This window comes from Cellulomonas sp. NEAU-ZC6 (genome assembly GCF_056844425.1).
Window position 1 is genome coordinate 58,017 of record NZ_JBXFYH010000004.1, and the last position, 12,117, is coordinate 70,133.

11 protein-coding genes and 2 tRNA genes are annotated in these 12,117 nt (G+C 72.5%); 2 read left to right on the forward strand and 11 right to left on the reverse strand.

What is annotated here, in order from left to right:
* Positions 1–5: 5 nt before the first annotated feature.
* Positions 6–947, reverse strand: coding sequence for a DUF881 domain-containing protein (locus tag AC1050_RS16305; protein ID WP_482388464.1), 942 nt, complete (start codon positions 945–947; stop codon positions 6–8).
* A 116-nt stretch (positions 948–1,063) separates the two neighbouring features.
* Between AC1050_RS16305 and AC1050_RS16310 the strand changes: the two genes are divergently transcribed.
* Positions 1,064–1,312: a cell division protein CrgA gene (locus tag AC1050_RS16310; protein ID WP_482388465.1), complete on the forward strand. Its 249-nt coding sequence runs from the start codon at positions 1,064–1,066 to the stop codon at positions 1,310–1,312.
* A gap of 201 nt (positions 1,313–1,513) precedes the next feature.
* Here AC1050_RS16310 and AC1050_RS16315 read toward each other — a convergent pair whose 3' ends face one another.
* Positions 1,514–2,209: a rhomboid family intramembrane serine protease gene (locus AC1050_RS16315; RefSeq protein WP_482388466.1), complete on the reverse strand. Its 696-nt coding sequence runs from the start codon at positions 2,207–2,209 to the stop codon at positions 1,514–1,516.
* Positions 2,210–2,372: 163 nt separating this feature from the next.
* Positions 2,373–2,912: a peptidylprolyl isomerase gene (locus AC1050_RS16320; RefSeq protein ID WP_482388467.1), complete on the reverse strand. Its 540-nt coding sequence runs from the start codon at positions 2,910–2,912 to the stop codon at positions 2,373–2,375.
* 159 nt (positions 2,913–3,071) lie between these two features.
* Between AC1050_RS16320 and AC1050_RS16325 the strand changes: the two genes are divergently transcribed.
* Positions 3,072–3,989: a hypothetical protein gene (locus AC1050_RS16325; protein WP_482388468.1), complete on the forward strand. Its 918-nt coding sequence runs from the start codon at positions 3,072–3,074 to the stop codon at positions 3,987–3,989.
* Positions 3,990–4,072: 83 nt separating this feature from the next.
* Here the strand turns inward: AC1050_RS16325 and AC1050_RS16330 are convergent.
* From AC1050_RS16330 to recF, 8 genes are all read right to left on the reverse strand, one after another.
* A tRNA-Ala gene (locus tag AC1050_RS16330) sits at positions 4,073–4,145 on the reverse strand.
* 85 nt (positions 4,146–4,230) lie between these two features.
* On the reverse strand, positions 4,231–4,350 hold the full coding sequence (locus AC1050_RS16335) for a DLW-39 family protein (RefSeq protein ID WP_454050513.1): 120 nt from the start codon (positions 4,348–4,350) through the stop codon (positions 4,231–4,233).
* A 21-nt stretch (positions 4,351–4,371) separates the two neighbouring features.
* Positions 4,372–4,445 (reverse strand) — tRNA-Ile (locus AC1050_RS16340).
* Between the two features lie 64 nt (positions 4,446–4,509).
* Positions 4,510–5,334, reverse strand: coding sequence for a DUF3566 domain-containing protein (locus AC1050_RS16345; RefSeq protein ID WP_482388469.1), 825 nt, complete (start codon positions 5,332–5,334; stop codon positions 4,510–4,512).
* Positions 5,331–7,946 carry a DNA gyrase subunit A gene (gene gyrA, locus AC1050_RS16350; RefSeq protein WP_482388470.1) on the reverse strand — a complete coding sequence of 872 codons (2,616 nt, stop codon included), beginning with the start codon at positions 7,944–7,946 and terminating at the stop codon, positions 5,331–5,333. The genes AC1050_RS16345 and gyrA overlap by 4 nt, the downstream gene beginning before the upstream one ends.
* A 69-nt stretch (positions 7,947–8,015) precedes the next feature.
* Positions 8,016–10,031 carry a DNA topoisomerase (ATP-hydrolyzing) subunit B gene (gyrB, locus tag AC1050_RS16355; protein WP_482388471.1) on the reverse strand — a complete coding sequence of 672 codons (2,016 nt, stop codon included), beginning with the start codon at positions 10,029–10,031 and terminating at the stop codon, positions 8,016–8,018.
* Positions 10,032–10,301: 270 nt separating this feature from the next.
* Positions 10,302–10,892, reverse strand: a complete 591-nt coding sequence (locus AC1050_RS16360; RefSeq protein WP_482388472.1) for a DciA family protein — start codon at positions 10,890–10,892, stop codon at positions 10,302–10,304.
* Entirely contained in the window at positions 10,882–12,114 is a 1,233-nt protein-coding gene (gene recF, locus AC1050_RS16365; protein ID WP_482388473.1) for a DNA replication/repair protein RecF, read from the reverse strand. Before recF ends, AC1050_RS16360 begins: the two co-directional genes overlap by 11 nt.
* Between the last annotated feature and the right edge of the window lie 3 nt (positions 12,115–12,117).

The following is a 12,117-nucleotide window of genomic DNA, read 5'->3' on the forward strand; positions in this document are numbered from 1 at the left end:
GCCGCTCATCCCTCGGTGTCCTCCCGGCGCGTCAGGCCGCTCGTCGCGGTGCTCTCGTCGGCGACGAGACCCGGCAGCACCTCGGTGCCGGTCGGCACGCTGGCGTACCGCATGTCGACGGACCCATCGTAGGCGGGCACCTGCACCCCCTGGTCCGGCCGGGTGACCGACCAGCCGAGGCCGACGGCGTCCACCCAGGAGCGGTACGCGCGCACGGCGGGGTCGGCGGTGAGCGCGGCGAGCAGCTCGTCGGGGTCGCCGACGGCGGTGACGACGTACGGCGGGGAGTAGCGGCGGCCCTGGAGCGACAGCACGTTGCCGATGCACTGGAACGCGCTGGTGGAGATCACCCGCTGGTCCATCAGCGCCATGGCCTCCGCTCCCCCGGTCCACAGCGCGTTGATCACCGCCTGCAGGTCCTGCTGGTGCACGACGAGGTCGTCCGGGCCCGTGCCGGCGGGCCGCGGGCCGTCGGCGGGCGCGTCGTCCAGGCTGACGGTGATCCCGGTCCCGCTGACGGCGATCTTCCCGGACGCGACGTCGAACGCCTCCCCCGCGGACTGCCACTCCAGCCCGACGGTGTCCGTCTGCTCCTGGGTCAGGTCGTCGACGCGGGACCGCAGGTCGGCCACCTGGTCCGCGAGCCGCTCCCGGCGGGCGTCCTCGTTGGCCTGCAGGCCGGCCAGGTCCTGCGGCTGCCGCGCGTCCGACCCGTTGGCGAGCCGCGCGTTGGCGGTGAACAGCGCCCCGGAGAGCGCCATGACCAGCGCGACGGACAGGGTCCCGCGCAGGGCGCGGCCGCGGCGGTGCCGGATGAGGCGGTGCTGCGCGTGCTGCCGGGCGGCGTGCAGGCGCGCGGACGGCTCGTCCGCACCTCGCGCGGCGTCCGGTGCCGGGTCTCCCGCGGCGTGCGCGCCGTGGGCGCGCCGGGTCTGCTCGTCGGGCACGCTCACCCCCTCGTCTCGCCACTACGCTAGGCCACGTCACGCGGAATCGTGCGCGCGTCCACACCCGGGCGCCGCCCGGACGCAACGTCGCCACGCATCGAGGTCAGGAGCATCCCGTGCCCAAGTCGAGGACGCGGCAGAAGTCGCACTACACCGCGCCCCAGGAGCGCTCCAGCGGACCGACGGTGAACCCGCCGTGGTTCCTGCCGGTCATGATCGGCCTGCTCGTCGCCGGCCTGCTGTGGATCGTCGTGACCTACCTGACGAACTTCGACCTGCCGATCCCCGGCATCGGGTCGTGGAACCTCGCCGTCGGCTTCGCGTTCGCCCTGGTCGGGCTCGGGATGGCCACGCGCTGGCGCTGACCACGCTGTCGTGCGGTCGGGGCCCGGCGTCGAGGACGACGAGCGGGCCCCGGCCCGCACGAGGCCCGGCATCACCAGCGTCATCCCCAGGCCCGACACGGTTGTCCCCAGGCCGCGACGGCTGTTTCCCCAGCGGTGCACAACCCTGTGGATAACTACACCGGTGTAATTCCACAGCTGTGAGCACGCTGGGGACGGGCCTCACACCCCTGCGTAGGCCACCAGGACGGCACCGACGAGCACCGCACCGGTCGCGACGCAGGCGCCGACGGCCACGGGCAGCCGGCGCTCCCGCGGCGCGTACGCGAAGGCGGCGCCGAGCGCGGCACCGACCAGGAGGCCGCCGAGGTGCGCCTGCCAGGCGACACCGGGCAGCACGAAGCCCAGCACCGCGTTGATCGCGAGGACGGCGACGATCCCCCGCGCACTGCTCCCGACCCGGCGCAGCACCACGAGCACGGCACCGAACAGACCGAACACCGCGCCGGACGCGCCCACCAGGCCCGTCAACCACGACACGGTGTACGGCTCGGCCAGCAGCAGGAACATCACGGACCCGCCGACGGCGCTGAGCAGGTACAGCGCGAGGTAGCGCCACCGCCCCAGCGAGGTCTCGAGGAACGGGCCGACCGACCACAGCGCGATCATGTTGAACGCAATGTGCAGCAGGCTGCCCGTGGAGTGCAGGAAGGCCGAGGTGAGGAACCGCCACGGCTCGGACTCACCGAGGTAGGGCGCGAACGCCAGGGCCTGCGTCCACCCCGGGCTGACCATCTGCAGCACGTAGCTGATCGCGCACAGGGCGATCAGCGTCAGCGTGACGACGGGGCGGCCGCCGGTGACCCGGCCACCGAACGCGGTCCGCGCCACGGGCTGCTGCGCGGCGGCGTCCCGCACGCAGTCGACGCACTGGATGCCGACCGCAGCCGGGCGCTGGCACTCCGGGCACGTGGGCCTGCCGCACCGCTGGCACCGCACGTAGGCGATGCGGTCGGGGTGCCGCGGGCAGACGGGAGGCGGAGTCGGGGCAGGGCCCGGCTGCGGTTGGGTCATCGAGGCGTCAGGACTCGAACGACACCGACTCGATGACGACGTCGTCGACGGGACGGTCGCCCGCGCGGGTCGGCGTCGTGGCGATCGCGTCGACGACGCCGCGGCTCTCGTCGTCGGCCACCTTGCCGAAGATCGTGTGCTTGCCGTTGAGGTGCGGCGTCTCGGTCACCGTGATGAAGAACTGCGAGCCGTTCGTGCCGCCCACCTGGCCGGTGATCGGGTCGCGCCGCAGGCCGGCGTTCGCCATCGCGAGCAGGTACGGCTCGGAGAACCGCAGCTCGGGGTGGATCTCGTCGTCGAACGTGTAGCCGGGGCCACCCGTGCCGCGGCCCAGCGGGTCGCCGCCCTGGATCATGAAGCCGTCGATGACGCGGTGGAACACGACGCCGTCGTACAGCGGCGTGCTGCGCTTCTCGCCCGTGGCCGGGTCGGTCCACTCCTTCTCGCCGGTCGCGAGGCCGCGGAAGTTCTCGACGGTCGCCGGGGCGTGGTTCGGGTAGAGCTCCAGGCGGATGTCGCCTCGGTTCGTGTGCAGGGTCGCCTTCATGCGGCCATCCTGTCACGGACGTCCGACGGTCACCCGGCCGTGCGAGCCGTGTTCACGCGGGACGAACACACGGTTCTCACCTGGCGCCACCTGCGCAGAAGGCCCGACGGTGGCAGAGTGGGTGGTCAAACGGACCAGCCTGAGCGGGAGAGTGTGGACATGGCCTTCCTGACCCGACGGAGCAAGATCGAGACCGTCTCCGACCACCTGACGTCCGAGCGCCTCAAGGCGCAGGCCGCCGAGGCGGGTGCCGTGCTGGCAGTCGCCGGCTCCAAGGCGGCCACGACCGCCAAGCTGCAGGCGGCCGAGGCGGCGCTGGCGGCCAAGATCGCCGCCGAGCACGCCAAGGACTGGGGCCAGCCGCGCGTCGAGGCGGCCGTGGAGTGGCTCGTCCCGCGGATCGACCACGCGTACAAGGAGGGCGTCAAGGCCGCGGCCCCCCGCGTCGAGCGGGCGGCCGGCGCGGCCGGCCCCGTCATCGACACGGCGCACGACAAGCTGGTCGACGACCTGCTGCCCAAGCTGGTGCAGGCCGTGAACGACGCGGCCGAGCGCGCGGGCGCCGTGGTCGAGAAGGCCGCCGACGTCGAGGCCGGCAAGAAGAAGGGCAAGGCCGCCGCCGTCGCCGCGGCCGCCGCGGCCGCGGCCGGCAAGGCCGAGAAGAAGAAGCACAAGGGCGCCAAGCGGTTCTTCCTGGTCGCGACGCTGCTCGGCGCGGGCGCCGCGGTGTTCGCCTGGAGCCGCTCGCGCACGACGACGGACCCGTGGGCCGAGCCGTGGGAGCCCGAGGCGCCCACCTCCGACCAGCTGCGCTCCCGTGCCGGTGACGCCGCCGAGGCCGTGGGTCAGGCGGCCGGCGAGGCCGTCGCGCGCAGCCGGGAGGCTACGCAGAAGGCCGCGGAGCGGGTCGCCGAGGTCCGCGAGGACGTCGAGGAGCGCGTCGCCGACGCGACCGAGAAGGTCACCGAGGCCACCAAGAAGGCGACCCAGCGCCGCTCGGCCCCGAAGAAGCCCGACACCGAGGGCACCACGCCCACGACGCCCGAGACGGGCGAGGGCACGACCCCGACGGTCTGACCGCCGCCGTACGACGAGAGCCCGGCACCGTGAGGTGCCGGGCTCTCGTGCGTCCGGGCGAGGACGCGTCGTCGCGTCGTCCGTGGAGCCAAGGGGACTCGAACCCCTAACCCCCTGCTTGCAAAGCAGGTGCGCTACCAATTGCGCCATGGCCCCGTCGCGTCCCGCCCGTGGGCCGGTCGCGGCGCCGCTGCTGCGGCGACAGGAGGTGTGCTGCGTGGATCCGCAGCGGGGGAGCGACCTACTCGACGGAGTCCGTGACCTCGGCCCACAGGTCGCGGTCGTCACGCTCGGCGGCGTACCGCGTCCAGAGGACGTAGCCGGCGGCGGCTGCCGCCACGAGGAGCAGGAGCTTCTTCATGGATCCCCCAGGTCTCGGGAGTGGGCCTAAGAGGACTTGAACCTCTGACCTCTTCCTTATCAGGGAAGCGCTCTAACCGTCTGAGCTATAGGCCCGTTCGCACGCGCTGGCGTGCCGGACGAGACTACCCCAGCAGGGGCCGCCCGCCCAAACCGAGGGTCACTCGTCCGTCATCGTCACGTGCACGCCGCCCACCAGGGCGGCCGTGATGTTGTACAGGAACGCGCCGATGGTGGCGAGCGCCGTGATGAGGAAGATGTCCACGACACCCACGAGCGTGGCGACGGACAGCACCCGGTCGAACTCGACGTACTGCATCAGGTCGATGGTCGAGTCGGCCAGGACCTCGGTCACGAGGTCGTTGATCGTCGCGAACACCTGCAGGGAGTCGAGCGTCAGCCAGACCACCGCGGTGGCGACGACGATCATGATGCCGATCGCGACCGACATGAGGAACGACAGCTTCATGACCGACCACGGGTCGACCCGCGACACGGCCAGGCGCACCCGGCGCGGCCCGGTGCCGGACGTCAGCGAGGACGCCGCCGGACGCGGCGACGTGGTGCTCGACGCCCCGGCCGTGCTCGTGGAGCTCGTGCCGCCCGCCTTGCCCGCGGCGGTCGAGGTGCCCGAGGAGGCGGGCGCGCCGGCGCGCGGCGTGCTCGCCGGCGCCGGGCGGGTCGCCTCCTGCGTGGCGGTGGCCGTGCCGGACCCGGCGGTGGCCGCCGCGGCCGACGACGCGGCGCCCGACGCCGGGCTCCCCGAGCCGGTGCCGGACCCGCCGCGCGCGGGCGTCCTGCCCTTGCCGGAGGTGCCCTTGGCCGCCGGGGCGGCCGGGGTGGCCTTGGTCGCGGGGGAGCCGGGGCTCTTCGCGGGGGTGCCGCGGCCCGCGGTGTCGGTGGCGGTGCGGCCGCCGGCGGGCTTGTCGGAGTCGCCGCCCGTGGGCTTGCGGGGCGGGATCGACGGAGGCGTGTCGCTGCTCACGCGTCCTCCTCGGAGGTCTCGTCAGCCACCGGGACGTCCGGGGCCGTGGTGACGCTGGTGTCCTCGAGAACCGCGGACGTCACGTCCTCAGCCTCGGCCGAATCACCCACGGTACCTGCCTCGTCGCCGAGGTGGCGCTCGATGTTGCGCGCGACCGCGATGATCCGGTCACCGTTGTCGGGCTTGGCGAAGATCACGCCCTGCGTGGTGCGGCCGGTGGCGTTCACCTCGGCCGTGGCGGAGCGCACGATCTTGCCGCGCTCCATGATGACCAGGACCTCGTCCTCCGGGTCCGTGACCAGGGCGCCGACCAGGTCGCCGTTCGCCTCCGGCAGGTTGGCCACCTTGATGCCGAGGCCGCCGCGGCCCTGCACGCGGTAGTTCTCGACCGTGAGCGCGGTGCGCTTGGCGATGCCGCCCTGCGTGACCGTGAACAGGAACGCCTCCTCGCGGACGACGTCCATGGCGAGCAGCTCGTCGTCGGCGCGGAACTTCATGCCGGTCACGCCCGAGGTGGCGCGCCCCATGGGCCGCAGCGCCTCGTCCGTCGCGGTGAACCGCAGCGACTGGCCCTTGCGGGACACGAGGATCAGGTCGTTGACCGAGTCCACGATCCGCGCGGAGACCAGCTCGTCCGGGAGGCCGTTCTCGTCCTCGCGCAGGTTGATCGCGATGACGCCGCCGGACCGGTTGGAGTCGTACTCGGTGAGCCGGGTCTTCTTGACCAGGCCGCGGGCGGTCGCCAGCACCAGGTACTCGGCCTGCTCGTAGTCGCGCAGGTCCAGCACCTGGGCGATCTTCTCGCCGGGCTGGAACGCCAGGAGGTTCGCGACGTGCTGGCCCTTGGCGTCCCGGCCGCCCTCGGGCAGCTCGTACGCCTTCGCGCGGTACACGCGGCCGAGGTTCGTGAAGAACAGCAGCCAGTGGTGCGTCGTGGTGACGAAGAAGTGGTCGACGATGTCGTCCTCGCGCAGCTGGGCGCCGCGCACGCCCTTGCCGCCGCGGCGCTGGGCCCGGTAGTTGTCCGACCGGGTGCGCTTGGCGTAGCCGCCGCGGGTGATGGTCACGACCATCTCCTCCTCGGCGATGAGGTCCTCGACGGAGACCTCGCCGTCGAAGGGCAGGATCGTCGTGCGGCGCTCGTCGCCGTACTTGTCGACGATCTCGTCCATCTCCTCGCGGACGATGCCGCGCTGGCGCTCCGGGGACTCGAGGATCGCCCGGTAGCCCTGGATCTCCTGCTCGAGGCGCGCGTAGTCGTCGAGGATCTTCTGCCGCTCGAGGGCGGCCAGCCGGCGCAGCTGCAGCGTCAGGATCGCGTTGGCCTGGATCTCGTCGATGTCGAGCATCGCCATCAGGCCGGTGCGCGCCTCGTCGGCGTCGGGCGAGCGGCGGATCAGCGCGATGACCTCGTCCAGCGCGTCGAGCGCCTTGAGGTAGCCGCGGTAGATGTGGATCTGCTCCTCGGCCTTGCGCAGCCGGAAGCCGGTGCGCCGGACGATGACCTCGAGCTGGTGGGTCGTCCAGTGCCGGATGAACGCGTCCAGGCTGAGCGTGCGCGGCACGCCGTCGACCAGGGCGAGCATGTTGGCGCCGAACGTGTCCTGCAGCTGGGTGTGCTTGTACAGGTTGTTCAGCACGACCTTCGCGACGGCGTCGCGCTTGAGCACGATCACCAGGCGCTGGCCGGTGCGCCCCGAGGTCTCGTCCCGGATGTCCGCGATGCCCTGCACCCGGTTCTCGCGGACCAGGTCCGCGATCTTCTTGGCGAGGGTGTCGGGGTTGACCTGGTACGGCAGCTCGGTGACGACCAGGCAGATCCGGCCCTGGATCTCCTCGACCTCGACGACCGCGCGCATCGTGATGGAGCCGCGGCCGGTGCGGTAGGCGTCCTCGATGCCCCGGTGGCCGAGGATCGTCGCGCCGGTCGGGAAGTCCGGGCCCTTGACGCGGGTCAGCAGGGCCGCGAGGAGCTCCTCCTTGGAGGCCTCCGGGTTGTCCAGGTGCCAGCGGACGCCCTCGGCGACCTCGCGCAGGTTGTGCGGCGGGATGTTGGTCGCCATGCCGACGGCGATGCCGGCGGAGCCGTTGACCAGCAGGTTCGGGAACCGGGACGGCAGGATCGACGGCTCCTGGGTGCGGCCGTCGTAGTTGTCCTGGAAGTCGACGGTGTCCTCGTCGATGTCGCGGACCATCTCCATGGCCAGGGGCGCCATCTTGCACTCGGTGTACCGCGGGGCGGCGGCCGGGTCGTCGCCGGGGGAGCCGAAGTTCCCCTGGCCGGCGACCAGCGGGTACCGCAGCGACCAGTCCTGCACCAGACGGACCAGGGCGTCGTAGATCGCCGTGTCGCCGTGCGGGTGGTACTTGCCCATGACGTCGCCGACGACGCGGCTGCACTTGGAGAACTGCCGGTCGGGCCGGTAGCCGCCGTCGTACATCGCGTACAGGACCCGGCGGTGCACCGGCTTGAGGCCGTCGCGGACGTCCGGGAGCGCACGGCCCACGATGACGGCCATCGCGTAGTCCAGGTAGGACCGCTGCATCTCGAGCTGCAGGTCCACCTGGTCGATGCGGCCGTGCTCGATGTTGTCGCCGGTCAGCTCTGTCACAGGTCAGGTCCTTCGGTGGGTCGGCGCGAGCAGCGCGCCTGGGTCATGAGGGAGCGGGGCACGCCGCGGTCAGATGTCCAGGAAGCGCACGTCGCGCGCGTTCCGCTGGATGAACGAGCGCCGGGACTCGACGTCCTCGCCCATCAGCACGGAGAAGATCTCGTCCGCCGCGGCTGCCTCGTCGAGCGTGACCTGCAGCAGCGTGCGGTGCTCCGGGGACATGGTCGTCTCCCACAGCTCCGAGTAGTCCATCTCGCCCAGACCCTTGTAGCGCTGGATCGCGTTGTCCTTGGGGATCCGCTTGCCCTTGGCCTGGCCGTCGGCCAGCACGGCGTCCCGCTCGCGGTCGGAGTACACGTAGTCGTGCGGGGAGTTGGACCACTTGATCCGGAACAGCGGCGGCTGCGCCATGTAGACGTGGCCCCGGAGGATCAGCTCCGGCATGTACCGGTAGAGCAGCGTCAGCAGCAGCGTCCGGATGTGCTGGCCGTCGACGTCGGCGTCGGCCATGAGCACGATCTTGTGGTAGCGCAGCTTGGAGACGTCGAAGTCCTCGCCGATGCCCGTGCCGAACGCCGTGATGAGCGCCTGCACCTCGGCGTTGCCCAGCGCGCGGTCGAGGCGGGCGCGCTCGACGTTGAGGATCTTCCCGCGCAGCGGGAGGATCGCCTGGGTCTGCGGGTTGCGGCCGCGGACGGCGGAGCCGCCGGCCGAGTCGCCCTCGACGATGAAGATCTCGCACTCGGCGGGGTTGTTGGACTGGCAGTCCTTGAGCTTGCCGGGCATCGAGTTGGACTCGAGCAGCCCCTTGCGCCGGGTCGCCTCGCGCGCCTTGCGGGCGGCCAGCCGCGCCTGCGACGCCTGGATCGCCTTGCGGATGACGTCGCGGGCCTCGTTCGGGTGCGAGTCCAGCCAGTCGGCGAGCTGCTCGTTGACCACGCGCTGCACGAAGGTCTTGGCCTCGGTGTTGCCCAGCTTGGTCTTGGTCTGGCCCTCGAACTGCGGCTCGCCGAGCTTGATCGACACGACGGCGGTCAGGCCCTCGCGGATGTCGTCGCCCGTGAGGTTGTCGTCCTTCTCCTTGAGGATGCCCTTGTCCCGGGCGTAGCGGTTGACCAGGGAGGTCATCGCCGCGCGGAAGCCCTCCTCGTGGGTGCCGCCCTCGGTGGTGGAGATGGTGTTGGCGTACGTGTGCACCGACTCCGAGTAGGCGCTGGTCCACTGCATCGCGACCTCGAGGGAGAGCCGGCGCTCGGTGTCCTCGGCCTCGAAGTCGATGACGTCGGGGTGCACGAGCTCGACCTTCTTGGCCGAGTTCAGGTGCTTGACGTAGTCGACGAGCCCGCCGTCGTACCGGTAGGTCACGGAGCGGAACGCCGCCGCCGCGCCCGGGGCCGCGTCGGGGGCGTCGGCGCCCTCGCCGGCCACCTCGTCGTCGGTGTCCGCGTGCGCCGGGCGCTCGTCGGTCAGCGAGATCTGCAGGCCCTTGTTGAGGAACGCCATCTGCTGGAACCGCGACCGCAGGGTCTCGAAGTCGAACTCGACCGTCTCGAAGATGCTGGGGTCGGCCCAGAACGTCTGCGAGGTGCCCGTCTCCTCGGTCGGCTCCAGGCGGCGCAGCTCGCCGTCCGGCTTGCCGCCGTCCGCGAAGTCCTGCTCCCAGGTGTGGCCGTCGCGCTTGACCACGGTCTGCACCTTGGTCGACAGCGCGTTCACCACGGAGATGCCGACGCCGTGCAGACCGCCGGAGACGGCGTAGCCGCCGCCGCCGAACTTGCCGCCCGCGTGCAGGATCGTCATGACGACCTCGACCGTGGGCCGGCCCTCGGTCGGGTGGATCGCGACCGGGATGCCGCGGCCGTTGTCGACCACCCGGACGCCGCCGTCGGCGAGCAGGGTGACCTCGATGTGGTCGCAGTAGCCGGCGAGGGCCTCGTCGACGGAGTTGTCGACCACCTCGTAGACGAGGTGGTGCAGGCCGCGCTCGCCGGTGGAGCCGATGTACATGCCCGGACGCTTGCGGACCGCCTCGAGCCCCTCGAGGACCGTGATCTGGGAGGCGTCGTAGGCGGGAGTCCCGTTCACCGTCCCCCCGGGTGCGTCGGTGGAGGGAGTCGGTCCGGTGGAGGGGCTCTGGTCAGCCACGGGCGGGAGTGCTCCTCAGTTCTCACACGCGGCGGAGGCGCCCGTCCTCCCGTCGGGAGGGCGGATCACTCCACGACGACGGAGATCGTGCGTCCTGGACCGGCGCAGACGCGCCAGAGATGTCGATTCCCAGTGTACCCGTACCCGCTCCGGAAACCCCGCGAACCGCCCCACCTGTGGACGCCCGTCCGCCGCGTGATGACGCGGTCCTCAGCCCCAGGTGTCCCGCGCGCCGCGCCCGCGGACCGAGCGCTTCCCGCGGCCGAAGCCGGGGCCGGCCGGACCGAGCACCCGGACGTCGGTCACCACGCCCTCGCCGACGTCCTCGCTCATCCGGCGCACCAGCTGCGGCGCGAGCATCTTGAGCTGCTGCGCCCACGCCGAGGAGTCGGTCCGGACGACCAGCACCCCGTCCGCGAACGTCTCGGGCGTGCAGTGGTCGGCGATCTGGTCCCCCACCACGTCCCGCCAGCGCCCGACCACCCCGCCGACCGACACCTCCTGCACCCAGCCCCGGTCCCGGAACAGCGACGCCATGGTCGAGGAGACCGTCAGCGGGTCCCGCGGGTGCACGCCGGGGCCGCCGCGCTCGGCGGGGGACAGCGGCGAGCGGCCGCGCGCCTCCTGGCCGGGCCGGTACCCCCTGGACCGGGCCACCGACCGGAACCGGGCCAGCGACAGCCGCGCCATCTGGGCGGCCGGGGTGATCTCGAGCTGCTCGCAGACGGGGACGCCGGGGTCGACGGCCGGCCGGTCGTCGGGGTCGTGCGCGTCGGTCGTGACACGGTCGTCAGGCGACACGGGCGACCTCCGACGCCAGCACGTCGTAGCGCGCGCCCGCGAGCCGCTCGGGGACGTCGCCCGGCACCGCGGCGGTGACGAACACCTGCCGCGCGCCGGCGACCATCTCGGCCAGGCGCGCGCGGCGCCGGAAGTCCAGCTCCGCGAACACGTCGTCGAGCATCAGCACCGGCTCCCCGTCGGGGCCAGGGTCCGCGATCCACAGCTGCGCGACGTCCTCCCCGGCCCCCGGGCGCGGGCCCTGCGTGAGCAGGTCGTAGGACGCCAGGCGCAGGGCCAGGGCGAACGACCAGGACTCGCCGTGGCTGGCGTAGCCCTTGGCCGGCAGGTCGCCGAGGGTGAGGACCAGGTCGTCGCGGTGCGGGCCCACCAGGCACACGCCGCGCTCCAGCTCCTTCGGGCGCAGCCGGGTCAGCGCCTCGAGCATCTGCACCTCGACCAGCCGCACGCCCTCCGGGACGGGCTCGGCGGCCGGGGCGGCGTCGACGCCGTCCAGCGCGGCCGCGAGCGAGGACCGGTACCCGACCGAGGCGACGCCCTGCCCCTCGCTGACCCGCTCGTACGCCTCGCCCACGTACGGGCCGAGCGCCTGCACGACCGCCTGCCGGGCGACGATCACCTGCGCGCCCAGCTCGGCGAGCTTGGCGTCCCAGACGTCGAGCGTGCGGACGTCGAGGTTCGCCGCCCGCGAGCCGCGGAACCCGGCGGCGGACTTCAGCAGGGCGGTCCGCTGCCGGACCACCCGGTCGTACTCGGCGAACACCCCGGCGAGCCGCGGGGTGACCTGGACGGCGAGCTCGTCGACGAACCGGCGCCGGCCGTCGGGGTCGCCCTTGACCAGGGACAGGTCCTCGGGCGCGAACAGCACCGACCGCAGCGCGCCGACCACGTCCCGGGCCCGAGCGGGCGAGCCGTTCAGCTTGACCCGGTTCGCCTTGCCGGACCCGAGCTGCACGTCGATGACCAGCGCCCGCTCGGAGCCGTCGTCCTGCGCCCGCACCACGCGGGAGCGCACCACGGCCGCCGACGCACCCGCCCGCACGAGCGGGGCGTCGGTCGGCACGCGGTGGCTGGAGAACGTCGAGACGTAGCCGACCGCCTCGACGAGGTTGGTCTTCCCCTGCCCGTTCGGCCCCACGAGCGCGGTGATCCCGGGCTCGAAGGTCAGGTCGACCTGGTGGTACGACCGGAAGTCCGTCAGGGACAGGTGGGAGACGTACATCGA